General features: G+C 68.9%; 25 protein-coding genes. 8 read left to right on the forward strand and 17 right to left on the reverse strand.

The window, feature by feature from the left end; all coding sequences use genetic code 11:
- Positions 1 to 7 precede the first annotated feature (7 nt).
- Positions 8 to 1,492, reverse strand: a complete 1,485-nt coding sequence (locus ACZ6DT_RS01770; protein WP_465587133.1) for an MFS transporter — start codon at positions 1,490 to 1,492, stop codon at positions 8 to 10.
- Between the two features lie 91 nt (positions 1,493 to 1,583).
- Here ACZ6DT_RS01770 and ACZ6DT_RS01775 point away from each other — a divergent pair, with 91 nt between their 5' ends.
- Complete coding sequence (locus ACZ6DT_RS01775) at positions 1,584 to 2,111, forward strand: TetR/AcrR family transcriptional regulator (RefSeq protein ID WP_465587135.1); 528 nt, start codon at positions 1,584 to 1,586, stop codon at positions 2,109 to 2,111.
- A gap of 78 nt (positions 2,112 to 2,189) precedes the next feature.
- On the opposite strand, the gene ACZ6DT_RS01780 is transcribed toward ACZ6DT_RS01775, so the two are convergent.
- Positions 2,190 to 2,612 (reverse strand): PPOX class F420-dependent oxidoreductase, encoded by a 423-nt coding sequence (locus ACZ6DT_RS01780; RefSeq protein ID WP_465587138.1) that lies wholly within the window; start codon positions 2,610 to 2,612, stop codon positions 2,190 to 2,192.
- A gap of 223 nt (positions 2,613 to 2,835) precedes the next feature.
- On the opposite strand from ACZ6DT_RS01780, the gene ACZ6DT_RS01785 reads away from it, so the two are divergent.
- The 3 genes from ACZ6DT_RS01785 (at position 2,836) to ACZ6DT_RS01795 (ending at position 6,454) form a co-directional block, all read left to right on the forward strand.
- Entirely contained in the window at positions 2,836 to 3,354 is a 519-nt protein-coding gene (locus ACZ6DT_RS01785; RefSeq protein WP_125679560.1) for a MarR family winged helix-turn-helix transcriptional regulator, read from the forward strand.
- A 4-nt stretch (positions 3,355 to 3,358) separates the two neighbouring features.
- Positions 3,359 to 5,635 (forward strand): MFS transporter, encoded by a 2,277-nt coding sequence (locus ACZ6DT_RS01790; RefSeq protein ID WP_465587141.1) that lies wholly within the window; start codon positions 3,359 to 3,361, stop codon positions 5,633 to 5,635.
- Between the two features lie 150 nt (positions 5,636 to 5,785).
- Positions 5,786 to 6,454: a DedA family protein gene (locus ACZ6DT_RS01795; protein WP_465587144.1), complete on the forward strand. Its 669-nt coding sequence runs from the start codon at positions 5,786 to 5,788 to the stop codon at positions 6,452 to 6,454.
- Here ACZ6DT_RS01795 and ACZ6DT_RS01800 read toward each other — a convergent pair.
- The 7 genes from ACZ6DT_RS01800 to ACZ6DT_RS01830 form a co-directional block, all read right to left on the reverse strand.
- The gene (locus ACZ6DT_RS01800) at positions 6,451 to 6,858 is read right to left on the reverse strand and encodes a VOC family protein (protein WP_465587146.1); all 408 of its coding nucleotides are present in this window, start codon (positions 6,856 to 6,858) and stop codon (positions 6,451 to 6,453) included. The two genes, ACZ6DT_RS01795 and ACZ6DT_RS01800, sit on opposite strands and share 4 nt — an antisense overlap.
- Before the next feature lie 184 nt (positions 6,859 to 7,042).
- Positions 7,043 to 7,789 carry an SDR family oxidoreductase gene (locus ACZ6DT_RS01805; RefSeq protein WP_465587149.1) on the reverse strand — a complete coding sequence of 249 codons (747 nt, stop codon included), beginning with the start codon at positions 7,787 to 7,789 and terminating at the stop codon, positions 7,043 to 7,045.
- The gene (locus ACZ6DT_RS01810) at positions 7,786 to 8,433 is read right to left on the reverse strand and encodes a nucleoside/nucleotide kinase family protein (protein WP_465587152.1); all 648 of its coding nucleotides are present in this window, start codon (positions 8,431 to 8,433) and stop codon (positions 7,786 to 7,788) included. Before ACZ6DT_RS01810 ends, ACZ6DT_RS01805 begins: the two co-directional genes overlap by 4 nt.
- Entirely contained in the window at positions 8,430 to 9,299 is an 870-nt protein-coding gene (locus ACZ6DT_RS01815) for a PfkB family carbohydrate kinase (protein WP_465587155.1), read from the reverse strand. Before ACZ6DT_RS01815 ends, ACZ6DT_RS01810 begins: the two co-directional genes overlap by 4 nt.
- Positions 9,299 to 10,120 (reverse strand): ATP-binding cassette domain-containing protein, encoded by an 822-nt coding sequence (locus ACZ6DT_RS01820; protein WP_465587158.1) that lies wholly within the window; start codon positions 10,118 to 10,120, stop codon positions 9,299 to 9,301. The genes ACZ6DT_RS01815 and ACZ6DT_RS01820 overlap by 1 nt, the downstream gene beginning before the upstream one ends.
- Positions 10,117 to 11,106: an ABC transporter permease gene (locus tag ACZ6DT_RS01825; protein WP_465587160.1), complete on the reverse strand. Its 990-nt coding sequence runs from the start codon at positions 11,104 to 11,106 to the stop codon at positions 10,117 to 10,119. The genes ACZ6DT_RS01820 and ACZ6DT_RS01825 overlap by 4 nt, the downstream gene beginning before the upstream one ends.
- Positions 11,103 to 12,119 (reverse strand): substrate-binding domain-containing protein, encoded by a 1,017-nt coding sequence (locus ACZ6DT_RS01830; protein WP_465587163.1) that lies wholly within the window; start codon positions 12,117 to 12,119, stop codon positions 11,103 to 11,105. The genes ACZ6DT_RS01825 and ACZ6DT_RS01830 overlap by 4 nt, the downstream gene beginning before the upstream one ends.
- A gap of 114 nt (positions 12,120 to 12,233) precedes the next feature.
- Between ACZ6DT_RS01830 and ACZ6DT_RS01835 the strand changes: the two genes are divergently transcribed.
- From ACZ6DT_RS01835 to ACZ6DT_RS01845, 3 genes are all read left to right on the forward strand, one after another.
- The gene (locus tag ACZ6DT_RS01835; RefSeq protein ID WP_219147149.1) at positions 12,234 to 13,268 is read left to right on the forward strand and encodes a LacI family DNA-binding transcriptional regulator; all 1,035 of its coding nucleotides are present in this window, start codon (positions 12,234 to 12,236) and stop codon (positions 13,266 to 13,268) included.
- A gap of 88 nt (positions 13,269 to 13,356) precedes the next feature.
- On the forward strand, positions 13,357 to 14,226 hold the full coding sequence (locus ACZ6DT_RS01840; protein WP_465587166.1) for a LacI family DNA-binding transcriptional regulator: 870 nt from the start codon (positions 13,357 to 13,359) through the stop codon (positions 14,224 to 14,226).
- Positions 14,227 to 14,312: 86 nt separating this feature from the next.
- Positions 14,313 to 14,846 (forward strand): GNAT family N-acetyltransferase, encoded by a 534-nt coding sequence (locus ACZ6DT_RS01845; protein WP_465587168.1) that lies wholly within the window; start codon positions 14,313 to 14,315, stop codon positions 14,844 to 14,846.
- Positions 14,847 to 14,892: 46 nt separating this feature from the next.
- On the opposite strand, the gene ACZ6DT_RS01850 is transcribed toward ACZ6DT_RS01845, so the two are convergent.
- Positions 14,893 to 15,912 (reverse strand): glycoside hydrolase family 76 protein, encoded by a 1,020-nt coding sequence (locus tag ACZ6DT_RS01850; RefSeq protein WP_465587170.1) that lies wholly within the window; start codon positions 15,910 to 15,912, stop codon positions 14,893 to 14,895.
- Between the two features lie 73 nt (positions 15,913 to 15,985).
- Here ACZ6DT_RS01850 and ACZ6DT_RS01855 point away from each other — a divergent pair, with 73 nt between their 5' ends.
- Positions 15,986 to 18,121, forward strand: coding sequence for a molybdopterin-dependent oxidoreductase (locus ACZ6DT_RS01855; protein WP_465587173.1), 2,136 nt, complete (start codon positions 15,986 to 15,988; stop codon positions 18,119 to 18,121).
- Positions 18,122 to 18,193: 72 nt separating this feature from the next.
- On the opposite strand, the gene ACZ6DT_RS01860 is transcribed toward ACZ6DT_RS01855, so the two are convergent.
- The 7 genes from ACZ6DT_RS01860 to ACZ6DT_RS01890 all read right to left on the reverse strand — a co-directional run bounded on the left by ACZ6DT_RS01860 (position 18,194) and on the right by ACZ6DT_RS01890 (position 24,785).
- A complete protein-coding gene (locus ACZ6DT_RS01860; RefSeq protein ID WP_465588772.1) occupies positions 18,194 to 18,859 on the reverse strand; it encodes a TrmH family RNA methyltransferase in 666 nt (221 codons plus the stop codon).
- 47 nt (positions 18,860 to 18,906) lie between these two features.
- Complete coding sequence (locus ACZ6DT_RS01865; RefSeq protein WP_465587176.1) at positions 18,907 to 19,299, reverse strand: DUF2784 domain-containing protein; 393 nt, start codon at positions 19,297 to 19,299, stop codon at positions 18,907 to 18,909.
- A 117-nt stretch (positions 19,300 to 19,416) separates the two neighbouring features.
- Positions 19,417 to 19,980: an orotate phosphoribosyltransferase gene (gene pyrE, locus ACZ6DT_RS01870; RefSeq protein ID WP_465587179.1), complete on the reverse strand. Its 564-nt coding sequence runs from the start codon at positions 19,978 to 19,980 to the stop codon at positions 19,417 to 19,419.
- A gap of 58 nt (positions 19,981 to 20,038) precedes the next feature.
- Positions 20,039 to 22,573 carry an ABC transporter permease gene (locus tag ACZ6DT_RS01875; protein ID WP_465588775.1) on the reverse strand — a complete coding sequence of 845 codons (2,535 nt, stop codon included), beginning with the start codon at positions 22,571 to 22,573 and terminating at the stop codon, positions 20,039 to 20,041.
- On the reverse strand, positions 22,573 to 23,331 hold the full coding sequence (locus ACZ6DT_RS01880) for an ABC transporter ATP-binding protein (RefSeq protein ID WP_465587182.1): 759 nt from the start codon (positions 23,329 to 23,331) through the stop codon (positions 22,573 to 22,575). Before ACZ6DT_RS01880 ends, ACZ6DT_RS01875 begins: the two co-directional genes overlap by 1 nt.
- A 71-nt stretch (positions 23,332 to 23,402) precedes the next feature.
- A complete protein-coding gene (locus ACZ6DT_RS01885; protein WP_465587185.1) occupies positions 23,403 to 23,885 on the reverse strand; it encodes a PepSY domain-containing protein in 483 nt (160 codons plus the stop codon).
- Between the two features lie 132 nt (positions 23,886 to 24,017).
- Positions 24,018 to 24,785 carry an SDR family NAD(P)-dependent oxidoreductase gene (locus tag ACZ6DT_RS01890; RefSeq protein ID WP_465587187.1) on the reverse strand — a complete coding sequence of 256 codons (768 nt, stop codon included), beginning with the start codon at positions 24,783 to 24,785 and terminating at the stop codon, positions 24,018 to 24,020.
- Positions 24,786 to 24,790: the final 5 nt, after the last annotated feature.

Consider the following 24,790-nt stretch of genomic DNA (forward strand, 5'->3'; position numbering starts at 1 on the left):
GGCGCCACTACGTCCGCACTGCGGAAATTTTCTTCCGATCAAGCAGGATGTAGGCCTGAACACCTGTATAGACGAGCACGGCCACTCCTGCCCATGCGGTCACGTGCACCCCCTGGGTGAAGGCCTCGCGAGCCGATGCCAGGAGTGCCTGTCCCGCGGCGGGGTCGAGCTGCCGCGCGGTGGCGACGGCACCGCCGAGCGTGTCCCGGGCGGATTCGGCCGTTCCCTCCGGCAGACCGGACCGGTAGACCGCGGTCGCGACGCTGCCGAGGATGGCCGTGCCCAGCGCGCCGCCGAGCTCGAACCCGGTCTCGGAAATCGCCGACGCCGCCCCGGCCCGTTCGGCCGGAGCTGCCGAAATGACCAGGTCGTTCGTCAGCGTCTCGGACAGGGCGACACCGCCCCCGAGCAGCGTGAACGACACCACGACGTACGCGAGCCCACCGCCGGACGACACCTGCGTCAACGCGAGGAACCCGACCGCGGCGATCAGGAGACCGACACTGACCAGCACGGATACGCGGATCCGCTTCGCGAGCCAGGCCGCGAGAAGCGCGCCGGTGACACCGGCGGCCGTCGCCGGGAGCATCCACAGAGCGGCGACGACCGGGGTCAGCCCCAGCACCAGCTGCAGGTACTGCGGCACCAGGAACAGCAGGCCGACCATGGCGAACACACCGAGCATGTTCGTCACGACGGAACCGCTGAAAGCCCGGTTCGAGAACAGCTTCAGGTCGAGCATCGGCTCGTCGAGGCTGTTCTGCCTGCGGACGAACACGACACCGAGCGCGAGCCCGACCAGGACACTGACCGCGGCCTTCCACGTGAAACCGTGTTCGGCGACCAGCTTGATGCCGTAGACCACCGGCAGCATCGCGGCCAGCGACAGCAGCGCCGACAACGGGTCGAACCGGCCCGGCTTCGGGTCACGCGCCTCCGGCAGCAGGAACGGGCCGACGACCAGCAGCACCAGCATCACCGGGACGTTGATGAGGAACACCGAACCCCACCAAAAGTGCTCCAGCAGCCAGCCGCCGAGCACCGGCCCGAGCGCCATTCCGCCGGAGAACCCGGCACTCCACACGGCGATCGCGGTCCGGCGCTGTTTGGCGTCGACGAAGATGCTGCGGATCAGCGACAGCGTCGACGGCATCAGCGTCGCGCCACCCACACCGAGCAGCGCCCGCGCGATGATCAGCATGAACGCGCTGGTCGAGAAGGCCGCGAGCACCGACGCGGCACCGAACGCCGCGGCACCCATGAGCAGCAGCTTGCGACGGCCGATGCGGTCACCGAGCGTGCCCATCAGGACCAGCAGGCCCGCCAGCATGAACGAGTAGATGTCGACGATCCACAACTGCTCCGCACCGGTGGGTGCCAGATCCTCGGACAGGAACGGCAGCGCGAACCCGAGCACCGTCATGTCCACGCTGATCAGCAGCACCGGAAGCACCAGTACCGCCAACGCCCACCACTGCTTGCGCCCCGCCATGGCGCACTCTCCTCACTTAGGTAAACCGTCCGGACGGTACAGTCACCGTCCTGGTCGAAGGTAAACCGTCCGGACGGTATAGTCAACTGATATGGCGAAGACCTCGGCGAAGGAACACATCCTCGACTCGTACGAGGAGATACTCATCGAACAGGGCCCCGGCGGGGTCACCCTGGAAGCCGTCGCCGCCCGCGCGGGAGTGTCGAAGGGCGGCCTGCTCTACCACTTCGGCTCGAAGGACGCCCTGGTCGACGGCCTGATCGAACGCCTCGCCACCTTGTCGGACGAAGACCTCGAACAGGCACGCAAGGCGCCGGAGGGCGTCGTTTCCTGGTACCTGCGTACCGCCATCACCGACGTGACCCAGCGCAAGCCGCTGCACCGCACGACCATGGCGACGATCCGGATCATGCTCACCGAGCCGCGGGTCGCCGAGGTCGTCCAGGTCTACAACCAGAAGATCCACGACCTGATCAGCGAGCACGTCGGAGACCCGCTGTCCGCCGAACTGATCATCCTGGTGGGCGACGGCCTCTACCTGCGGGCGGCACTCGGCCGAGACGACGCGAGTCCCTTGCTCGACCGCGTCGACGAGATCCAGGCCCGCATCCAGCGCTGACCCCCCTCCCGCATTTCGTCCTCTGAATGCGGTAGTTGCACGCACAAGGACCGCATTCAGAGGACGAAACGCGGGGGGCTACATCCGCAGGCCGTAGACGCGTTCGATCGGGATGGTGAGCAGAACGCGCTGGTCGGCGACCATGGCGTCGCGGAACTCGTCCCAGTCCGGATGCTCGCCCCGGGCTCGCCGATAGTGGTCCACCAGCGCGTCCACGGTCGCGTCATCGCGCGAAGCGGCGGTCGGCGTCAGCACCGCGGGCCCCTCGACGACGACGTAGCCGTTGCCGCTCTCGGTCGAGACGTGGAACGTGGCCCGCGGGTCGCGCTGAAGGTTCTTCGTCTTGGCACGCGGCGCGGTGATCGAGATCAGGATCGCGCCGGCGTCCGCGTCGTAGAGGTAGTTGACGGTCGACAGCTGAGGCCTCCCGTCGCGCTTGATGGTGGCGAGGGTGCCGAAGTTTCGGTCAGCGAGGATCGCGCAGAGCGCGGAGTCGGTCATGCCTCCATCAAAGCGCGAGTCGCCCCAGGCCGCTAAAGCGCAGCTCAACGATCCAAGACGGGCGAACCGGACAAACATGCACGAATAAATGTGCTTGCATGCGGCAACTAAAGTGTTGTCCGACACACAACGTCACTTTCTTCTTGCGAAGCTCTCCTGAGAGGAACATCCTTGCTCTAGGCAACTAGTTGCAGTGACCAAGCAACCGGCGAGAGAGATCACCATGACACCCACGACACCCGGCACCAGGTCGAAGGCCGACCTCGACCTGGCCGACACCCTCGGGCACGAGCTCGTGCGGCTCGTTCGCCTGGTCAACCGGGCCAAGTCCCAGGTGTCCAAGCAGGGGCCGGACGGCATCGAGCGGGCCGCGTACGCGATCCTCTTCTGCCTCATCCACGTCGGACCCCAGCGGACCAGCAAACTCGCCGAGTTCCTGCATTCCGAAATCTCGACCATCAGCAGGCAGTCGAGCTCTCTCGTCCAGCACGGGCTGGTCGAGCGCCTGGCCGACCCCGAAGACGGCCGCGCCTGCCTGCTCGCACCGACCGCCGAAGGACATCGGGTCTTCGAGGAGAACCGCAAGCAGCGGAACCAATGGCTCGCCGAGGTGCTCGGCGACTGGTCCGACGAAGACCGGAAAACCCTCAACTCGCTGTTCCACCGGCTGAACGACGATCTCGAAAAAACATCTCCACAGTTCGCCGACCCCGCGTCGGCGTCGAAGGCCAAGGGGGCCTGAAGCAATGAGTTCCACCGTAGAAAGTCCGCCAGCCATCCACGAAGATGGTCCCCGGCTCAGTCACCGTCAGATCGTCACGATCCTGATCGGCCTGATGTCGGGCATGTTCCTGGCGGCGCTCGACCAGACGATCGTGGGCACCTCGATCGTCCGCATCGCGAATGACCTCAACGGGTTCGACCTGCAGGCCTGGATCACCACGGCCTACCTGATCACCTCGACGATCGTCACGCCGATCTACGGCAAGCTGTCCGACATCTACGGGCGCAAGCCGTTCTACATCGCGGCGATCTCGATCTTCCTGATCGGTTCGGTCGCCTCGGCGTTCGCGACGTCGATGTACGAACTCGCCGCGTTCCGCGCGGTACAGGGGCTCGGCGCCGGCGGGCTGATGTCGCTGGCGATGACGATCATGGGTGACATCGTGCCGCCGCGGGAACGTGCCCGCTACCAGGGTTACTTCCTCGCCGTGTTCGGGATCTCCACCGTGCTCGGGCCGGTGCTCGGCGGGTTCTTCGCCGACTTCGACAGCCTCGGCAGCTTCTTCGGCAGCCCGATCGACGGCTGGCGCTGGGTGTTCCTGATCAACGTGCCGATCGCGATCGTCGCGCTGTTCGTCGTCGCCCGGGTGCTCAACGTGCCGCATCAGCGCCACGACCACAAGATCGACTGGTGGGGCGGGCTCGCGCTCGTCGTCGCCGTGGTGCCGTTCCTGATCGTCGCCGAGCAGGGCAACAAGTGGGGCTGGGGCTCCCAGAACGCGATCATCTGCTACGTCATCGGCGCCATCGGCGTGGTCGCCTTCATCTTCATCGAGAAGCTGATGAAGGACGCGGCGCTGATCCCGCTGCGGCTGTTCAAGAACTCGACCTTCACGGTCGCGATCATCGGCGGTGTCATCGTCGGTGTGGCGATGTTCGGCGCGATCATGATGATCCCGCAGTACATGCAGGTGGTGCTGGAGTTCTCGCCCACGGAGTCGGGTCTGCTGATGATCCCGCTGATGGCAGGCATCATGAGCGGTTCGATCATTTCGGGCCAGATCACCAGCAAGACCGGTCGCTACAAGGTGTTCCCGGTGGTCGGCACGCTGCTGATCGCGGCGGGCTCGTTCTTCTTCGCGCAGGTCGAGTACAACAGCGAGCTGTGGCACCCGCTGGTCGCGGCCGCGATCATCGGCCTCGGCCTCGGTGCCTGCATGCAGACGCTGATCATCGCGGTGCAGAACGCGGGCCCGCGCAGCGACATGGGCGTCTCGACCGCTTCGGCGACGTTCTTCCGGCAGATCGGTGGTACCGCGGGTGTCGCGGTGTTCCTGACGATCCTGTTCAACGTCCTGCCGGGCAACATCACCAAGGCGTTCGGCGGCAACGCGCCGACCGGTGAAGGCGCCGCGGCGCTGGGCGATCTCACCACGAACACGAGCGGTATCGCGAACCTGCCCGAGGCCATCAAGACCCCGGTGCTGATCGGCTTCACCGAGTCGATCACCACGGTGTTCTATGTGGCGGGCGCGGTCGCGCTGCTGGCGACGCTGGTCCTGATGTTCATGAAGGAGATCCCGCTGCTCGATGGCTCGGCTCCTTCGGCGGCTTCGGCTCTCGAGGGCGGCGAAGCACTCCTCGAAGAGGACGAAGCGCCTGTCGAAACGGCCTCCGAGAAGACGGTCGTGACCGCGCCGGTCGAGCCGGGCAAGCACGCGATGACCAACGGGAACGGGGCCTACCGGGCCGGATCCGCGCAGATCAGCGGACATGTCCGCCGGGACGACGCCACGAACGTCGCGGGGGCGGCGCTGACCCTGATCGACCACAACGGCAATCAGGTGGCCAGGACGCACACGAACGACAACGGCGTCTACTCGTTCGCCGGCATCGTGGGCGGGCGGTACACACTCGTCGCCAGCGGCCGCTGGTTCCGGCCGATCGCGGCGACGCTGACCGCCACCGGCGCCGGGGTGCTGCGCCACGACTTCGAACTGGTCAGCACGATCCTGCTGAGCGGGGTCGCCCGCACCGACGGCGACCGGGTGGTGCCCGACGCGCGGATCACCGTGCTCGATTCCTCGGGCGGCGTCGCCGCCGTGGCGAGGACCGACGCGGAGGGCGGCTACACGGTCAGCGACCTGCCCGCCGGGACCTACACGGTGATCGCGAGCGGCTACCCGCCCGCGACCAGCCGGTTGGACCTGCTCGGCGGTGACGGGGCACTCGGTTATGAGGCACAGCACGACGTCCGGCTGAGCTACGACCAGGCGCTCGACGAGCTTGTCGAGCACTAGTCGCCGGCGCTATGAACGGTCCGTTCCTTGCGAATTTCGCAAGGAACGGACCGTTCCTAGCACGGGCGGGAGACGTGACCGGACCTTTCGGACACCTCGATTCCACCGATCGGTGCAGTGCGGTTCGCGAAGTACACGTAGGCTCGCGTCGTGAGTGAGGTGTACACCGAGGCCGCGGGCATCGGCGTGAGCTGGCTCGACACCGCCGGGCCGGTGCTCGTCTGGGTGATCGTGCTGAGCTTCATCTTCGTGGAGTGCGCGCTGATCATCGGCCTGTTCCTGCCCGGAGACTCCCTGCTGTTCGCGGCCGGGGTCGTCCTCGCGCAGCACGGGTCGGACCTGAACGCGTGGCTGCTCTCGGCCGCCGCGCTGCTCGTGGCGATCCTCGGCAACCAGGTGGGTTATTACATCGGCCGGACGACAGGCACGAAACTGATCGCCAGGCGCGGCGGCAAGGTGCTGAACCGGCACAACCTCGACCGCGCCAGGACGTTCCTGGACCGCAGGGGTTTCTTCGCCATCGTGGCCGCGCGCTGGATCCCGTGGATCCGCACGCTGGCGCCGCTCATCGCGGGGACCGCGCGGATGGATCCGCGCCGGTTCGCGCTCGCGACGGCGCTGGGCGGGCTGCTCTGGGTGCCGACGCTGGTGCTGCTCGGCTACTACGGCGCCGGCCTGCTCGACCAGCTGCCGTGGGTCAAGACGGCGGCGCTGTGGATCAGCGTCGCCTTCTTCGTGGTGGGCACGGCCTACGGCGTGATCCGCTACCGCCAGGAGATGCGGCGGCCCGCCGAAGAGACCGAAGAGAGCAAGGCCTAGGCGTCCGCCCAGATCTCCAGCTGGATCCCGTCCGGGTCACGGAACACGATGACCGTCGAGCCTTCGAGAGTCCGCGATCCCTTCGACGGCGTATAGAAGACGCCGTATTCGGAGAGCCGCGCTTCCCATTCGGCCAGTTCCGATCGCGAAGACACCTTGAACGCCACGTGGTCCAGACCTGTCCGGCGTTCGTCGAATCGCGGCCGCTCGGTGTCCTGGTGCTCGACCAGCACGACCGCGAAACCCTCGCTCGGCGACCTGAGCACGACCTTCCGGAGACCCGTTTCCGGGTCCTCGCGACGGGTGAACTCCTCGAGTTCGAGCACCCGGGCATACCAGGGCACGCTCCGGTCCACATCGGTCACGGTGAGTGCCAGGTGGTGCACAGACATGAGCTTGGACATCGGGAATGACCGTCCTGATCAAGAGCTTGGGGGCGTCACCAGCGTGACACAGGCGCCTCCGGCGACGAGGTGATCCGCCGACTTCCCACATGAATCGTGATATCCGCCGGGAAACAGTGTTGAAAAGTGGCTGAACCGCACGCCGACCCGATATCACCTCGTGACCGCTCCGTGGCCCCGGATGTCAGCGTCCTCCGCCGACGGTCAGCACCGTCCCGGTGGTGTACGACGCCGCCGGGGAAAGCAGCCACAGCACGGCTTCCGCGACTTCGGCGGGTTCGCCCGCCCGTCCCATCGGGATGGTCGGCGCGATCCGCTCCATGCGATCGGGCAAACCCGCCGCGGCGTGCAGTCCGGTGTGGATCATGCCTGGTGCGACGGCGTTGACCCGGACGGATTCTTTCGCCACTTCTTGCGCGACGCCGTAAGTCATCGTTTCGACCGCGGCCTTGGTGCCCGCGTAGTGGACCCATTCCCCGGGTGAACCGGTCCGCGCGGCGGTGGACGACAGCGTCACGATCGCGCCGCCCGCACCGCCGTACCGGGTGGACATGCGGCGGATGCCCTCGCGGACGCACAGGAAGACACCCGTGATGTTGACATCGACGACGCGACGGACGACGTCGACGTCGTATTCGTCGAAGCGGCCGGGGGTGTTGCCGGTGATGGCCGCGTTCGCGACGACCCCGGCGAGGGGGCCGAGCTCGACGGCGGCGTCGAACAGGGCCATCACGTCGTCTTCGGACGCCACATCGCCGCGCCGGGTGATCGCCCGGACGCCGTGCTTTCGGACGCGCGAAGCGACCTCTTCGGCCGCTTCGGCATCACCCGCGTAGTTGACGACGACGTCGTAACCGCGCGCGGCGGCCAGCTCGCAGACCGCCGCGCCGATACCCTTGCTGCCACCGGTGACGATGAGAACACCTGTCATATGGCGAAGTTAACCAGCGGGAGGTTCTCGAGGACCAGGTCGGCCCGGCTGCTGGTGGAGGCGATCAGATCGGCGTTGCGCTGGTCCGAGCCGAGTGCGCGGCGACGCGCTTCGACCAGCGAACGGCCGTAGCGGCGGTGCCGTGAGACGAGCCGCTCGATGCGCTCGGGTTCGTCCGGCGCGAGGAACCACGACTCGGCGAGGATCGGCTTCACGCCGCTCCACGGGTCGTCCTGCATGAGCAGGTAGTTCCCCTCGGTGATGACCAGCGGGACGTCCGGCGTGACCGCGACGGCACCGGCGATCGGCTCCTCGATCTCGCGGCGGAACTCGGGCGCGTAGACCGTTTCGCGGCCTTCGGCGAGCCTGCGCAGCAGGTGCACGTACCCGGCGGCGTCGAAGGTGTCCGGCGCGCCCTTGCGCTCCGCCCGCCCGAGCCGCTGCAGTTCCACCTGCGCCAGGTGGAAGCCGTCCATCCCGACCACCGCGGCCCTCGTGCCCAGCGCCTTCGCCAGGCCCCAGGCCAGCGTCGTCTTGCCGGACGCGGGGGCGCCGACGATGCCGAGCACACTGCGCTGTCCCGGCTTCGCCAGTGTCCGAGCCCTGCTCAACAGGTCCTCGAACACCGGAGGCATGGCTGTCATGGCAGTCCTTTCTTCGCGACCGCGGCCGTCCACGACCTCGGTCCTTCATGCCGCACCCGTTCGGCGGCCACCTCGTTGGCGAACTCGATCCAGCCCGGGACGTCCCCTCGGTCCCGGGCGACCGCGTACGCGAAAGCCCCGTGCCACACGTCGCCGGCGCCCAGCGTGTCACGCGCCCGGGTGACGGGGACGGGGATGGCACCGGATCCGTCCGTCGTCGACCAGCGGACCGGATCGGGGCCCGCGGTCGTGATGACCACCGGCACGCCGTGCTCGCGGGGGTCGTCCCCGCGGTACAGCGAGGAGCAAGCGGCGATGTCGACCAGCGGCAGGAGTTCGGGGAAGACCGGCTTCCAGCTCCCGGCGTCGAGCACCACCGGGATCGCGCGCTCCTTCGCCCAGCGCGCGACCTCCAGCGCCACCTCCGGATGATGGCCGTCGAGGAGCACGCACCCTGGCATTTCGTCCTCTGAATGCGGTAGTTGCGCGTGCAAGGACCGCATCGAGAGGACGAAACGCGTGGAAGCGTGAGCGTTGCGCGAGACGACGGTGCGCTCGCCGTCGGAGTCACGGACGGCGATGGCGCTGATCGCGGGCGGATCGGGCCGTCCGGGATCGAGGTCGACCAGGTCGACGCCGTGCGCCTCGAGGTCGGCGCGGGCGAGTGCCGCCAGCGGATGCGCACCGGCGACCGTCAGGAGCGTCGCCCCGGCGCCGAGCGCGGCCACGGTCACCGCCGCGTTCGTCGCCGGCCCCCCGGCGGCGACGTCCATCGACAGCGAACGCACCTTCTCGCCCGGCGCCGGGATCTCGGCGACGCGCTGAACCTGGTCGACGGTGCACAGGCCCGCCAGCAGCACTCGCATCACAGTCCAGTGTGGACGGCCGAAGCGACCTCTTCGACCTCGCCGTTTTCACCGATCTTGAGCGCACCCGTGAGCAGGCCGACGACCTGGTTCATGGTGTGCGTCTTCGGCGAGACCACCGCGACCCGCTTGCCGAGGCGGTGCACGTGGATGCGGTCGGCGATGTCGAACACATGCGGCATGTTGTGGCTGATCAGCACCACCGGCAGACCGCGTTCGCGGATCCGGTTGATCAGGTCGAGCACCTTGCCGGATTCGGCGACGCCGAGCGCCGCGGTGGGCTCGTCCATGATCACCGCCTTGGTGCCGAACGCGGCCGCCCGCGCGACCGCGACACCCTGGCGCTGCCCGCCGGACAACGTCTCCACCGGCTGTGTGATGGACTTGATGTTGATGCCGAGTTCGTCGAGGATCCGCTGCGCGTCGGCCCGCATGGTCGCGGTGTCCAGTTTCCGGAACAGCTGCCCGAAGAGGTCCTTACGCCGCTTTTCCCGGCCGAGGAACATGTTCGACGCGATGTCCAGCGCGGGTGCGACGGCGAGATCCTGGTACACCGTCTCGATCCCGTAGTGGCGAGCGTCCAAAGGGGACTTGAAGTGGACGGTCCGACCGTCCACTTCGATCTCGCCGGAGTCCGGGATCACCGCCCCCGAAAGGGCTTTGATGAGACTCGACTTCCCGGCGCCGTTGTCGCCGACGACGGCGAGCACCTCGCCGGGGAACAGTTCGAAGTCGGCGCCGTCGATGGCGGTGACCCGGCCGTAGCGTTTGACCAGGCCCCGCGCGGCTAGAGTCGGTTCAAGCGTCGTGGGTCTCGTCATGACTGCCGCCTCCTCGCGAAACGGTCGACGCAGACAGCGCCGATGAGCAGGGCACCGGTGGCGACGTCCTGGTAGAGCGCGTCCACCCCGAGCTGGGTCAAGCCGGACCGCAGGACCGCGACGACCAGCGCGCCCATCATCGTGCCGAGTACGGAACCCCGGCCGCCGAACAGGCTCGCGCCGCCGAGCACCACCGCGGTGATGGAGTCGAGGTTGCCGAGCTGGAAGGCGTTCGGGTCGGCGTTCGGCACCCGACCGAGCGCCTGCCAGGCGGCGATCCCGACGATCACCCCGGCGACGATGTACACCGAAAGGATCGTGCGGTTGACCTTGATCCCGGACAGCCGCGCGGATTCCGGCGCGTTGCCGACCGCGTAGACGTGCTTGCCCCACGGTGTCCGCGTGAGCGCGTACCAAAGTCCCAGGTACATCAGCAAAGCGAGCGCCATGCCGTAGGTGATCGGGATGCCGCCGAACAGGTACCGGCGGGTGCCGAGCCATTTGAGCAGTTCGTCGGCGACCGGAACGGCCTGGCCGCTCGCGAACAGTTTCGCGGCCGCGGTGAGCACGGTCAGCAGACCGAGCGTGACGATGAACGGCGGCAGTTTGATCCGGGTGACCAGCGAGCCGGTGACCATGCCGATCACCACCGTCGCCCCGATTCCCAGCAGCAGCGCCCAGATCCCGGAGACGCCGCCGACCACGAGCTTCGCCATGATCAGCGTCGCGAGCACCATCGCGGCCGCGTTGGCCAGGTCGATGCCCGCGGTCAGGATGATCAGCGTCTGCCCGAGCGCGAGCGTGCCGACCACCAGGGACTGTTGCACCACAAGGGAAAGGTTGTCGAGGTCGAGGAAGGTGTCCGTCGAGAGGGAGAACACCACGATCGCGACGAGCAGGGCCAGCGCGGGCCCGACCGCCGGCGCGCGCAGGAAGAACTCACCGATCGACGGCCGTTCGTTCGTCTTGAGGGTCGCCGTGGTCATTTCGTCCCCCAACAGTTCTCGAGGCCCCATTCGGTGTCCTGGCTTTCCACGCCGGGGATCGGCTTGTCCGTGATCACCGCGGATCCGGTGTTCACGAATCCGCTCGGCTTCTTGCCGGTCTTGGCGTATTCGACGGCGGCGAGGACGCCTTGCTCGGCCATCTTCTTGGGGAACTGCATGACCGTGGCGGCGTACTGGCCGTCGCGCACGTTCTTGACGCCTTCGCAGCCGCCGTCGATCGAGCCCATCACGATCTGGTTCACCAGGCCGCGGGCCTGGAGCGCGGCGTAGGTGCCGCGGCCCATCGGCTCGTTCATCGTGTAGACGGCGTTGATGTCGGTGGTGCGCTGCAGCAGGTTCTCGACACCCTGCTGCGCGAGGCTCTGGTCGCCGTTCGCGGGCGTCTTGCCCTTGATCTCCGGCGACGCGTCGGTCAGGCCGATGCCCTTGAGGAACCCGGTGTGCCGCTGGGTGTCCACTGTGGACCCGGCAGTGCCGTCCACCATGAACAGCTTCGGCGGCTTGCCGTTCAGAGTTGCCTTGACGTACGACCCTTGCTGACGTCCGGCTTCGAAGTTGTCCGTGGCGAAGGTGGCGTCGACCGCGGTGTCCGGTTCGGTCGCCGTGTCGAGCGCGATGACCAGCACACCGGCCTTACGGGCGCGGTCGATGGCGTCGAGGACGCCGGTCGAGGAACTCGGCGTGATCAGGATGGTGTTCGCACCCTGCTGCATGAGGTTCTCGATGGCCCGGACCTGGCCGTCGTTGTCGCCGTCGAACTGGCCGGCGAGCGCGCTGAACTCCGCGCCGTTCGCCTCGGCGGCGGCCTTGGCGGCCGCTCTCAGTTCCACGAAGTAGGGATTGGTGTCGGTCTTGGTGACCAGGCCGACCTTGGCCTTGCCACCGCCGCCCGCGTTCGAACCGCCACCCCAGTGGCGTTCGACGGTGCACCCGGCCGAGGTCACCGCTAGTGCGGCGGCCAGGACCAGCGCGGAGAGACGTCGCTGTCTCATAGGGGATGCCCTCCGATTCAAGGCTGTCCGTGATGGACCGGAAGGTAGACAGGGTTATGCTCACTCGCAAGCGTTTGCGCAAACGCTTGCCAGCTGACTTCACAAGGATTGGTCATGCCGCCGTCTCGCTCGTCCCGTCCCACCCAACGCGACATCGCCGAGCTGGCGGGAGTCTCGATCACCACCGTTTCCCACGTGGTCAACGGGACGAGGGCGGTGGCCGAGGAGACCAAACTGGCCGTCCTCCGCGCGATCGAGCAGACCGGCTACACCGGCGACGCCATCGCCCGCTCGCTGGTGACCGGCGGGACGAGGTCGATCGGCGTCGCGATCTCCCTGATCGCGAACCCGTACTTCGCCGTCTTGATCCAGGCGATCGAACGCGAGGCCGCCCTGGCGGGATACACGGTCTTGCTCGCGGACACGCACGACACCGTCGACACCGAACGTGAGACCGTGCGGACCCTGCGTTCGCGCCGGGTCGACGGGCTGCTGATCACACCCTCGCCGGGCGACGGCTCGGTGATCGGCGAACTCGTCTCGCTCGATGTCCCGACCGTGCTCATCGACCGGCTCTCCACCCGCACCGACGTCGACCAGGTCGGCGCCGAGAACATCCAATCGACGTCCGCGCTGACGGCCCATCTGGCGTCGCTCGGGCATCAGCGGATCGGCATGATCAGCGGCACGGCCGGGCTGAGCACCAGCGAAGAGCGGATCCTCGGCTATCGACTGGGGCTCGGCCGTTCGGGTTTGACCTGGTCGGAGGACCTGGTCGCGTGCGGGCAGTCCTCGCAGGCCGGCGGAGCCCTCGCGCTGAGCACGCTGCTCGCACTGCCGGAGCCGCCGACGGCGCTGGTGGTCGCCAACGACACCATGATGGTCGGGGTGCTGCACGAGTTGCGGCGCCGCGGGCTGCGGGCGGGCGTCGACCTGCCGGTGGTGGTCTACGACGACGTCGAATGGGCCGATCTGGTCGATCCGCCGCTGACCACGATGGCGCAGCCGATCGAGGAGATAGGCACCCAGGCGGTGCGCCTCCTGCTGGCCCGGATCAACGATCCGGCACGCAAGGCCCAGACGATGCGGATTCCGCCTACGCTCCGCCACCGCGCGTCCTGCGGATGCGCTCTCGTTCACTCACATTGATGATTGTTGGGAGACTTTCCGGTCTCGCCGCCGAGCGACGCTCCGTCAGCCGTTACCGTCATTCAGGCTCGGATGAAGGCGTGGAGCGATGACCGCATTGTCCCCGGCGTTACCCCTGTGGGAGGACACCCCTGTCACCCACCGGTTCGGGGTGGCCATGGCGATGCACGCGAACCCGTATTCGGGTGAACTCGTCCGCGCCATCCGCCGCGCCGCACGCCGTCACGGCTGTGAAATCACCCTCGCCGACACCGGTGACAGCGTCGCCGAAGAAGCCGCGGTCATCCGCGCGCTGCGGGCGGACCGCGTCGACGGTGTCCTGCTCGTCCCGGCGGCCGGCGACGAAGCGGTGATCAACGGACTGGTCCGGATGGGCGTGCCGACCGTGCTCGTCGATCGGATGGCCGGACGCAACGACGTCGACCAGGTCGGCTCCGAGAACATCCAGGCCGTGTGCGCGCTCGTGCGGCACCTCGCCGGGCTGCGGCACCGCAAGATCGGCTTCATCTCGGGCGAAGAGGACATGACCACCTACGAGGAGCGAGCGCTGGGATACCGGCTCGGCCTCGGCCGCTCGGGCATCCGGTGGACGTCGCAGCTGGTCGCGTGCGGGCAGTCGACCCCGGGCGGGGCCGCCGCCGCGACGGCGAAACTCCTCGACAGCTGGCCTTCGCCGACCGCGCTCGTGGTGGCGAGCGAGGCGATGATGATCGGCGTCCAGTACGAGGCGCACCGGCTCGGCATCCGGATCGGGCGGGACCTGGCGATCGTCGGCTACGGCGATATGGAGTGGGCCGGGCAGGTGACCCCGGCGGTCACCACGATGGCGCAGCCGATCGAGGAGATCGGGCGCAAGGCCGTCGAACTCCTGCTGGCCCGGATCACCGACCCTGAGCGACGGCCCGAATCCGTACGGCTCGCACCGCGCTTCATACACCGTCAGTCGTGCGGCTGCTGAGTCACCCGGCGCTGATGGATCCTCAGCGGGAAAGCGTGCTTCGAATCTAGCTGGTCAGAACGCCGCCGCCGGGTGAAGATGGCGGAATGACCGACCTGTGGACCGTGCACACCGCCGACCTCGAAGCAGGCGTGCTGACCGCGGCACGCGCTCTGCTGGACGACGCTTTCGACGGCGATTTCAGCGACCACGACTGGGAGAACGCCCTCGGCGGCATGCACACGCTGGTGTGGGACAGCGGCGAGCTGATCGGGCACGCGTCACTGGTCCAGCGGCGGCTGGTGCACGGCGGGCGAGCCCTCCGGACGGGTTACGTCGAGGCGGTCGCCGTCCGGTCGGATCACCGGCGGCGCGGGCACGGCGCCGCGATGATGGACGCGCTGGAGCGGGTCCTGCGGAAGGCGTACGACCTCGGAGCGCTTTCGGCGTCCGAAGACGCTCTGGAGTTCTACGCGTCGCGCGGCTGGCTGCTGTGGCGCGGTACTTCGTCGGCCATGACGCCTTCGGGTATCGAGGCGACGAAGGAGGACGACGGATCGATCCACGTGCTGCCGGTGGGGGTCACCCTGGATCTAGACGGGGAGATCACCTGCGACTGGCGTGCGGGCGACGTCTGGTGACCCGCGTTTAGTCCTCTGAATGCGGTGGGCTCGAGTCCCGCGAGTGTCATGACATCCGGTGGTCCAGGGTCGCGGCGGCCTCCAGGAGCATCCACGCGCCCACCTGAACGGACAGGTCGCGTTCCGGGGCATCACCCGCGAGGGGCAGCGAAGGCGCCGGAGTCGCCCAGTCGGCGCTGAAGAGCGGCCCGTGCGGTGTCTCGGTGGCACCGGACCAGCAGGCGTCAGCCGACCGGATGACCAGGTCACGCGCGATCCCGCTCGGTAGCAGCGGCGCCGCGAGCGCCAGATAACGCGCCAGGATCCCGGCGAACAGGCCGCCGTCGCCACCTCCCTGGCCCCGGATCACCCCGTTCGGCGCGACGTGCTCCGCGACCGCGCGGATGGTGCGCTCTACTCTGTCCATTTCGGACAGTTCGAGGCAGGCGCCGAGGTAAACCCCTTGGCAGTACGTGAAAATATGCTTGACCAGCTCACCACTGCCGACCCGCAGGCCGTCCCACACCAGCCCGGTCGCCGGGTCGACCAGCCGCTCGGTCATCCAGTGGGTCAGCCCCTCCGCGTGCTGTGTCGCACCTTCGCGGGCGTGGAAGATCGCGGCCGGGCCGTTCGCGGGGGCGTTCTTGAAGTCGTCGCCGACCCGCCACCAGATCCCGCCGCCCGCGTCGTCGGTCCAGCCTTCGCGCAGCCGCGAGCTGATCGCCTCCAGCCCGCCGCGGACGTCCAGCCCGAGATGCCCGACGCGTTGCAGCGCGAGGCCGAGCCAGGCGATGTCGTCGTAGTAGTCGTTGTTCCACTTGCCGAAGTTGCGCAACCGCACGGATACCACGAACCGGTCGATCAGCTTCAACCGATCCGGTGACGGGTCCCGCAGCTGCGCGTCGACGAGGGTGTCCAGCAGATGTGCCTGCCACCAGTAGTTCCAGTGCCAGTGGGCCCGCTGGCCCATCGAGGGCGGCCAGCCGCTGCGGCCGAGCACGGTCCCGGGCAGTCCCCAAACACCGCGCAGATGCCGGTCGCGGACAGCGCGCTCGGCGGCCGCGGCCCGGTCGGCGAGAGCAGTCATCGCGCCATCATCCCTTGCCCATTGACATACCGCTCAGTATGTTGGGATGACTCCCGAACCCGCGAGGTGCTTCATGACCACGGCGCACGTGACCTGCCCGCTCTGCGAAGCCACCTGCGGGCTGGAGGTGACGATCGACGAGGAGAGCCTGGTCACCCGCGTGCGGGGCGATCGCAAGGACGTCTTCTCGCAGGGTTACATCTGCCCGAAGGGCGCTTCGCTCGGCGCGCTGCACCACGACCCGGACAGGCTCACCGCGCCACTGATCAAACGTGACGGTGAGTTCGTCGAAGTCACCTGGGACGAGGCGTTCGCCGAGATCGACCGTCGGCTCCGGCCGATCATCGGCGAGTACGGCAAGAACGCCGTCGCGGTGTACTCCGGCAACCCGACGGTGCACAACGCGGCGCTCGTGCTCTACGGCCGCGTGTTCTTCAAAGCCTTGGGCACCAAGAACTTCTACACCGCGACCACGGTCGACCAGATGCCGAAGCACTTCTCCTCCGGCTACCTCTTCGGCGACCCGCAGGCCATTCCCGTGGCCGACCTCGACCGCACCGAGCACCTGCTCATCCTCCGCGCGAACCCGGTGGTGTCCAACGGAAGCCTGATGACCGCCGCGGACATCCGCGGGAGGCTGCGCGGGATCCAGCGGCGCGGCGGCAAGATCGTCGTCCTCGATCCGCGCCGCACCCGGACCGCCCAGCTCGCCGACGAGCACCACGCGATCCGGCCCGGCACCGACGCGTTGTTCCTGTTCGCGCTGGTCAACGTTCTGTTCGCGGAGAACCGCGTCCGTCCGGGTGAGCACGTCGACGGTGTCGACGAGGTTCGCGTGCTCGCGGAACCGTTCACTCCGGAGGCGGTCGCGCCCGCGACCGGGATCGACGCCGCCGAGATCCGCCGCATCGCGCTCGAACTCGCGGACGCCGGGCGCGCCGCGGTGTACGGCCGGATGGGGACCACGACGCAGTCGTTCGGCACCGTCGCGAGCTGGCTGGTCGACGTCGTCAACACGCTCACCGGCAACCTCGATCGCGAGGGCGGCGTGATGTTCCCGCTGCCCGCCCTCTGGCGGCCGCGCCGGTCCTCACCGTTCACCAGCGGGCGCTGGACGAGCCGGGTGCGCGGATATCCCGAGGTGCTCGGCGAACTGCCGGTGGCCACGCTCGCGGACGAGATCGAGACTCCCGGCGAGGGCCGGGTGCGGGCGCTGGTGACCATCGGCGGCAATCCGGCGCTGAGCACGCCCAACTCCGCGCGGCTCACGGAAGCGTTGCGACAGCTGGACTTCATGGTCTCCCTTGACGTGTACCTCAACGAGACCACCCGGCACGCCGACGTCATCCTGCCCGGGCCGTCACCGCTGGAGCGGCCGCATTACGACGTCGCGCTGTACGCGCTCGCCGTGCGCAACGTCGCGAACTGGACGCCGCAGCCGCTCGAAACCGACATGCCGCAGGAGTGGGTGACCCTGCTGCGGTTGGCCGGGATCGCCGCCGGCCAGGGTCCGGACGTCGACGTCGCCGCCTTCGACACGATGGTCGCGGGCGAAACGGCGCGGCGTACCGGCGTCGACCTGGCACTGGCCGAAGGCCGCACGGGACCGGCGCGGATGATCGATCTGATGCTGCGCGGCGGACCGTACGGGCTGAAACTGGCGGACCTCGAAGCCGCCCCGCACGGCATCGACCTCGGCGCGCTGAAGCCGCGCTTGCCGGAGGTGCTCACCACCGCCGGCGGGAAGGTCGAGCTGGCCCCGGACGCGATCACGAAGGACGTCCCGCGGCTGCGCGCGGAGCTGGCCAAGGCGCCGGACGGCGGTCTGCTGCTGATCGGGCGGCGGCACCTGAGCTCGAACAACTCGTGGATGCACAACCTGACGCCACTGGTCCGCGGCGGGAACCGGTGCACCGTCCAGGTTCATCCGGACGACGCCGCCCGGCTCGGGCTGACCGACGGTAGGGTCGCGTCGGTGACGTCACGGGCGGGGAAGCTCGAAGCGCCGGTGGAGGTCACGGCCGACGTCCGGCCCGGCGTGGTGAGCATGCCGCACGGCTGGGGCCACGACGTCGACGGCACGCGCACCCGGGTCGCGGCCGCGCACGCCGGGGTCAACTCGAACCTGGTCGCCGACGAGACCCTGCTCGACGTCCCGTCGGGAACCGCCGTGCTCAACGGGATCCCCGTCGAGGTCGCCCCCGTCTAGCCGCATTTCGTCCTCTGAATGCGGTAGTTGCACACGCAAGTACCGCATTCAGAGGACGAAATGCGGGGGGGGTTACCAGGCTTGGGTGAGGTCGGCGTGCTGCCGGACCCAGGCGTGCATGACGATCCCGGCGGCGACGCCGGCGTTGATCGAGCGGGTCGTGCCGAACTGCGCGATCGAGACGACCAGCGCCGCCGTCTTCTGTGCCTCGGCCGACAAGCCCGGCCCTTCCTGGCCGAACAGCAGGACGCATTCACGCGGCAGCTCGGCGGTCTCGACGGGCTGCGAACCGGGGGTGTTGTCGACGGCGACCACGGCGAGCCCCTCCGTCGCGGCGAAGGCCAGCAACCCGTCGACGTCCTCATGGTGGAGAAGATGCTGGTAGCGGTCGGTCACCATGGCACCGCGCCGGTTCCAGCGTCGCCGCCCGACGATGTGCACCGCGGCCGCGGCGAACGCGTTCGCCGTCCGGACCACGGTGCCGATGTTGTGATCGTGCTGGAAGTTCTCGATCGCCACGTGGAACGGGTGCCGACGGCTGTCCACATCGGACACGATGGCCTCGCGCCGCCAGTAGCGGTACGAGTCGACGACGTTGCGGCGGTCGCCTCCGGCGAGGAGTTCCGGGTCGTAACGCTCGTCCGCGGGCCAGTCGCCCTCCCACGGGCCGACGCCGACCTCTTCCCGCGCCACCCATTCGGTGGGGCCGGCTTCCTCCTGGCTCGCCCCGCTCGGCACGCTTTCCCGCCGAGTGGGTGATTTCTCAGTCACCGGGTGATTGTCACTCAGCTCATGCTGACGCGGTGCGCCGGTGCGTCCCCGTCGTGGTGGCGTTGCCGCCAGCGCTGGTACGCGCCGATGTAGGAGATGATCACCGCCGCCATCGCGATCACGACGACGATCGGCAGCGACGAGCGGGGGAACACGGTGTCGTACAGGTAGTAGGCGTTGAACCCGCCGGGCAGGTCACCGAGACCCTGCTGGTGCCGGAAGTGGTTCTCCGCCGCCGTCAGCGGGCAAGGCCACGGAAAGACGTTGACGAGGACCCCCCATGCGGCGAAGAACACATGCACGAAGATCACCTTCGGCCACCGCCACGCGAGAAAACCACCGAATCCGATGAACACCAGCGCGAAAACGTGCACCGCGACTGTCACGTTCGCCAGGAAACCCGCCACCTCAACCCCCTTTCACACTCCTACCTGGGACGTTACCCCTTCCGTATTGAGGAACGCTCACGAAAAAAGGGGCATCCTCCGTTCGCACGGAGGATGCCCCCTTCGGGACGCAAGTACTCAGGACAGACCGAGATCGTCCTTGTTCAGAACGTAACGGTATTCGAGGCCTTCCTTCTCGATGGCCTCACGCGCTCCCGTGTCCCTGTCGACGACCGTCGCGACACCGACCACGTTCGCTCCGGCCTCGCGCAGCGCCTCGACGGCGGTGAGCACGCTGCCGCCGGTGGTCGAGGTGTCCTCGACGGCCAGCACGCGCTGCCCGAGCACCTCGACGCCTTCGATCCGGCGCTGCATGCCGTGCGCCTTGACGCCCTTGCGGACGACGAACGCGTCGAGCACGACGCCGTCGGTCGCCGCGGAGTGCAGCATGGCCAGCGCCACCGGGTCCGCGCCGAGGGTTAGGCCACCGGCGGCGACGTAGTCCCAGTCGTGCGTGAGCTGGCGGAGCAGCTTCCCGATGAGCGGAGCGGCCGCGTGATGCAGGGTCGCCCGCCGGAGATCGATGTAGTAGTCGGCTTCCTTGCCGGAGGACAAGGTCACCTTGCCGTGCACGACGGCGAGTTCGCCGACCAGTCTCGCCAGTTCGAGTTTCGCCGCTTGATCAACTCCGGGGTACGCCACGGCCGAGAGTCTTACACACGGCTCGCGGCGCGCCACCGGGGTGTTTCCCGCAGTGCGCTCAGTCACTGCCGGACGTCGCGGCGTCCACGGCCTGCCCGCGGGTCGCCAGCCAGGCCGGGACCAGGGTGGCCACCAGCGCGAGCGCCGCGGCCATCCCGATGATGGTCAGGTAGATCAGCGGGGAGCCCATCGGCAGCAGGGAATCGGTCGCCACCAGGCAGAACGGGACGATCGCGCCCGCCGAGACGACGGTGCCGAGCACGATCCCGAGCAGCGCGACGAGCCCGCCTTCGTAACCGGCCATCCGCAGGACCTGCGCCCTGGTCGAGCCGGTGAGCCGCTGGAGGCCGAACTCGCGGCGCCGCCGCATCGTCGCCATCACCAGCGTGTTGGCCACCGAGATCACCGTGTAGGCGATGATCATCCCGACCATCAGGTAGTTCACCCACGCGCCGACGGCCTGATCCTTCGCGTGCGCCGCGACGAGCGCGTCCCGGTCGCCGACGGACACCGGCTGCCCGGCCGTCGCCTCGCGAAGCCGTTCGGTGAGCGCCACCGGGTCGACGTCCGGGGCGGCGCGGACCAGCAGCTGCGGGGCAAGTCCGGCGGTGGTGTGCGGGGCCAGCAGACCGGCCGGGAGCAGCAGGCTCTCGAAACCGGGACGCTGGCTGGTCACCGCGACGACCTTGACGTCGACCGGGGTGCCGTCGCCGAGCCGCAGGCTCAGCTTGTCGCCGAGGCCGCGGCCGAAGTCCTTCACGAAGACCTCGGGGAGCGCGACGGTCATGCCGGTCAACGCCTTCAGGTCGCCCTGGGTCACCTTGGTGTCGGTGGTCGCGGCCGCGCCGGCGGCGGTGAGTCCGATCGCCGGACGACCCTCGTCGGAGGAGTCGTACGGCTCCTCGAGGAACACGCTGCTGGTGACGTACTCGGACGCTCCGGCGACCCCGGGCACGGCCTGGATCCGCCGGACGAGGTCCGGGGACAGCCCGCCCGCCGCGGAAGCGATCACGGCGTCGGCGCGGACGTCTTCGGTGAACGCCTGGTTCGCCAGCTCCTGCTGGGTGGTCTGCAGGTAGATGTTCGCGGTCGCGATTCCGACGGCGAGCATGATCGGGGTGACCGCGCCCGCCGCCCGGACGATGCCGGCACGGGTGTTGAGCACGGCGAGATGCGCGTCGATCCCGCCGACCAGGCGCATCGGCCACCGCAGGATCGCTGTCATCACCTTGGCGACGCCGGGGGTGATCATCGCGACGCCGAGCGCCCAGAGGATCACCGCGGGCCCGGCGGTGCTGGCCGCGATCGGGCCGGTCATCACCGCGACGGTCACGATGGCCAGCGCGGTGCCGCCGCCGAAGCAGAGGACGGCGAACACGATCCGCGTCGGGGTCAGCCAGCGGCGGGTCACCGCGGCCTCGGCGAGCGCCTCGGTCGGCCGGATTTTCCCGGCGCGGCGGCCCGCGAAGAAGGCGGCGATGAACACCGCCAGCATCGCGGCGCCCGCACCGACCACGGCGGGCAGCCAGCCTTGGTAGAACTGCAGAACTCCGGGCACCACACCGTTTTCGACGAGCTGTCCGAACAGCCACTCGCCCAGGAACGGGCCGAGGACGGCGGCGAGCGCGGTGGCGAGCAGGCCGACGGCCACCGCTTCGCCGAGCACCATGCGCCGGAGCTGACGCGGGGTCGTGCCGATCGCCCGCATCAGCGCGAGTTCACGCGAACGCTGCTGGGTGGACAGGCTGAGCGTGCTGGCGACGACGAACATCGCGACCATCACCGAAAGCCCGCCGGACACCGCGGCGATGACGATCAGGTCGGCCCCGCTCGAATCGGCCTCGGGGAACTCCGCGACACCGCGGTCGATCCCGCTCAGGACGTTCGCCCCGGTCGCGACCTCGGCGACCTTCGCCCGCACCGCTTCGATGTCGGCGCCCGGGTCGGTGAAGACGCCGATGACGTCGGCCTTGCCGGGGTACCCGGAGAGGCGGGCGGCGTCGGCGGCGGAGAAGAACATGGCCGCCTGCGTGATCGAACGCGGCGCACCGGCCACACCCGACACCCGGAAGCCTTCGACTTCGCCGTGGGCGGCGACGTCGATCCGGTCGCCGGGTTCGAAGCCGGACCTCGACTCGACGACGACCTCGCCCGCGGCGGGCGCGACTCCCTCGACCAGCGCGTACGGGGTCAGCGCGGCGGAGTCCCAAGCGTGGCCGAGGGCGGGCTTGCCACCCGCCGCGAGCGGGAAGCTCACTTCACCGACGACGTCCGAGACACCGGGGACGGACCGCAGCCGGGCGACCAGCCCGTCGTCGAGCCGGACACGCTCGGGGAGCCGCGCGTCCTCGAATTTGCGCTTGTCATCGGGTTCGAGAGCCGCCGGGTCTTCCTTGGGCAGCTCGAAGGTCTGACCGCCGGTGACGACGATCGGCGCGGCGGCCAAACGCTGGGGTTCCGCGTTGCCGCGGATCCCGGTCTCCATCAGGCCACCGCAGGAGGCGACGATCAACGCGCCGAAGAAGACGGCGATGAAGGTGCCGATGAACCCGCCCTTGCGCAGGCGCAGGGTCCGGAAGGCGAGTCGCAGCATCACGCACCCGCCTTGACCGAGCTGCCCCACGCACCCAGGTGGATCATGCGTTCGGCGACGACGTCCGCCGTCGGCGCGTGCAGTTCGTCCGCGATCCGGCCGTCGGCGAGGAAGATGACGCGGTCGGCGTAGGAGGCGGCCATCGGATCGTGGGTCACCATGATCACCGTCTGGCCGGTCGTCCGGACCGAATCGCGCAGCAGCGCGAGAACCTCGGCGGCGGTGCGGGTGTCGAGCGCGCCGGTCGGCTCGTCGGCGAAGACCACCGCGGGCCGGGTCACCAGCGCCCGTGCGATCGCGACGCGCTGTGCCTGCCCACCGGAAAGTTCGCCGGGAAAGTGCTTGCGACGGCCGGAAAGCCCGACCCGGGTCAGCATCTCCTCGACGACCCGGCGGTCCGGCTTGGCGCCGGCGAGCTGCTGCGGGAGCGTGACGTTCTGCTCGACGGTCAGCGCCGGGAGCAGGTTGAAGGCCTGGAAGATGAAACCGACCCGGTCGCGGCGCAGCTTCGTCAGCTTCGTCTCGCTCATCCCGGCCAGCTCCTGCCCGTCGAGTACGACGGACCCCGACGTCGGCCGGTCCAGTCCGGCCGCGCAGTGCAGGAAGGTGCTCTTGCCCGATCCCGACGGGCCCATCACCGCGGTGAAACCGCCGCGCGGGAACGTCAGCGTCACCCCGTCCAGAGCGACGACGCCCTTGCCGTATTCCTTGCGGACGCCGTCGAGCCGGACCGCGTCACCGTTCCACCCAGTGTTCATGGGGAAAACCCTAGGAAGACCGGGCCGGCCGCACCCTGGGGCGAACGTGCGTCTCCTTGGTGGGGCGGGCCCTACCTCACCGCACCGGTCCTGGCATCGACATCGACGTCGTGCTCGATCCCCTTGCCGTCTCGGAGCTCGACCTCCCAGACGAGGGTGCCGTCGGCGGCGTAGTCGACCTCCATCTCGTCAAGGTCGCCCGGCTGGCGTTGCTGCGCGGCCTGGAGCGCCTTGACCGCGTCGACACCCGCCTGTTCGACCTTCGCCAAGTCGTCGCTCGGCTTGGCGGCCTGTTGCTTGCCGAGGACCTGGCCGCCATCCCGGCTCACGCGCACCTTGTGTTCCTGCCCGTGTGACGCGACCTTGAGCTCCCATCCGTCGTTCGCGTGCTCCACGTCGAACACCCGCCCGTCGGGCAAAGCGCCCGCCGCCGCTTGGATCGCCTTCACCGGCTGGGCTTCGACCGGCCCCGGTGCCGCCGGGGCGGGCGCCGGTTCGGTGGAACAGGCGGCCAGCGTCAGCGCCCCCGCGATGACGAGAAGGGATGACTTCATGATCCGCGCGTACCCGCCCGGCGCGGGCGCCAACCGTCTTCCGCGGGATGACCGCGGGATGACACTGTGGAGTGATGGTCTCCGGCGGACGAGACCGGCTTCAGCCATCGAACAGACTTACCGGGACACGGCCTAAGTGCGGCCCTTGCCGCCGAAACCGCCGCCGAGCTTCCGCAGCACCGCGCGCGGCAGCAGCCCGCCGACCGCGACGAGTGCCTTGTACTGCAGGCTCGGCACCGAGATCACCTTGCCGCGGCGCAGATCCGCGAGCGCTTCGTCCACGACCTGGTCGACGCCGAGCCAGAACGCCTTCGGACCGGGCTTGGCCAGTCCGGCCCGCTCGTGGAACTCCGTGGTGGTGAACCCGGGGCAGAGCGCCATCATGCGGATGTTCTCCGGCAGCGAGGCGGCGATGCCCTCGGTGAACGAGGTGACCCAGTTCTTGCTGGCCGTGTACGTCGAACCACGGCCGCTGAAGAACCCGGCGACCGAGCTGACGTTGATGATCGCGCCCTCGCCGCGGTCGAGCATCCCCGGCAGTGCCGCGCGGGTGAGTCGCAGGACGGCGGTGACGTTGACGTCGAGCTGACGTTGCAGCGCGTCCGGCGGAATGGTCCAGAAATCGCCGTTGAGCCCGAAGCCCGCGTTGTTCACCAAGAGGTCCACCGGCTCTTCGACCAGCCGCGTCTCGACCAGCCCGCGTCCGTCCACTTCGGACAGATCGGCGGGCAGGACCACGACGTCGACGCCGTGCGCCTCGATCAGTTCCGCCGCGAAGCTCTCCAGCCGGTCGACGTCGCGGGCGACGAGCACGAGGTCGTACGCCTCGGCGGCGAGCCTGCGCGCGAACTGCGCGCCGATGCCGGCGGTGGCGCCGGTGATGAGGGCGGTTTGTGTCATATCGC

It is taken from the genome of Amycolatopsis sp. NPDC041971 (assembly GCF_055588925.1).

Coding starts and splice junctions, on each gene's coding strand:
- ACZ6DT_RS01840 (WP_465587166.1), top strand. CDS start 13,357: ATGACCGCATTGTCCCCGGCGTTACCCCTGTGGGAGGACACCCCTGTC.
- ACZ6DT_RS01845 (WP_465587168.1), top strand. CDS start 14,313: ATGACCGACCTGTGGACCGTGCACACCGCCGACCTCGAAGCAGGCGTG.
- ACZ6DT_RS01775 (WP_465587135.1), top strand. CDS start 1,584: ATGGCGAAGACCTCGGCGAAGGAACACATCCTCGACTCGTACGAGGAG.
- ACZ6DT_RS01785 (WP_125679560.1), top strand. CDS start 2,836: ATGACACCCACGACACCCGGCACCAGGTCGAAGGCCGACCTCGACCTG.
- ACZ6DT_RS01850 (WP_465587170.1), bottom strand. CDS start 15,912: ATGACTGCTCTCGCCGACCGGGCCGCGGCCGCCGAGCGCGCTGTCCGC.
- ACZ6DT_RS01820 (WP_465587158.1), bottom strand. CDS start 10,120: ATGACGAGACCCACGACGCTTGAACCGACTCTAGCCGCGCGGGGCCTG.
- ACZ6DT_RS01815 (WP_465587155.1), bottom strand. CDS start 9,299: ATGCGAGTGCTGCTGGCGGGCCTGTGCACCGTCGACCAGGTTCAGCGC.
- ACZ6DT_RS01805 (WP_465587149.1), bottom strand. CDS start 7,789: ATGACAGGTGTTCTCATCGTCACCGGTGGCAGCAAGGGTATCGGCGCG.
- ACZ6DT_RS01835 (WP_219147149.1), top strand. CDS start 12,234: ATGCCGCCGTCTCGCTCGTCCCGTCCCACCCAACGCGACATCGCCGAG.
- ACZ6DT_RS01890 (WP_465587187.1), bottom strand. CDS start 24,785: ATGACACAAACCGCCCTCATCACCGGCGCCACCGCCGGCATCGGCGCG.
- ACZ6DT_RS01780 (WP_465587138.1), bottom strand. CDS start 2,612: ATGACCGACTCCGCGCTCTGCGCGATCCTCGCTGACCGAAACTTCGGC.
- ACZ6DT_RS01770 (WP_465587133.1), bottom strand. CDS start 1,492: ATGGCGGGGCGCAAGCAGTGGTGGGCGTTGGCGGTACTGGTGCTTCCG.
- ACZ6DT_RS01830 (WP_465587163.1), bottom strand. CDS start 12,119: ATGAGACAGCGACGTCTCTCCGCGCTGGTCCTGGCCGCCGCACTAGCG.
- ACZ6DT_RS01825 (WP_465587160.1), bottom strand. CDS start 11,106: ATGACCACGGCGACCCTCAAGACGAACGAACGGCCGTCGATCGGTGAG.
- ACZ6DT_RS01880 (WP_465587182.1), bottom strand. CDS start 23,331: ATGAACACTGGGTGGAACGGTGACGCGGTCCGGCTCGACGGCGTCCGC.
- ACZ6DT_RS01800 (WP_465587146.1), bottom strand. CDS start 6,858: ATGTCCAAGCTCATGTCTGTGCACCACCTGGCACTCACCGTGACCGAT.
- ACZ6DT_RS01875 (WP_465588775.1), bottom strand. CDS start 22,573: ATGCTGCGACTCGCCTTCCGGACCCTGCGCCTGCGCAAGGGCGGGTTC.
- ACZ6DT_RS01885 (WP_465587185.1), bottom strand. CDS start 23,885: ATGAAGTCATCCCTTCTCGTCATCGCGGGGGCGCTGACGCTGGCCGCC.
- ACZ6DT_RS01790 (WP_465587141.1), top strand. CDS start 3,359: ATGAGTTCCACCGTAGAAAGTCCGCCAGCCATCCACGAAGATGGTCCC.
- ACZ6DT_RS01810 (WP_465587152.1), bottom strand. CDS start 8,433: ATGACAGCCATGCCTCCGGTGTTCGAGGACCTGTTGAGCAGGGCTCGG.
- ACZ6DT_RS01855 (WP_465587173.1), top strand. CDS start 15,986: ATGACCACGGCGCACGTGACCTGCCCGCTCTGCGAAGCCACCTGCGGG.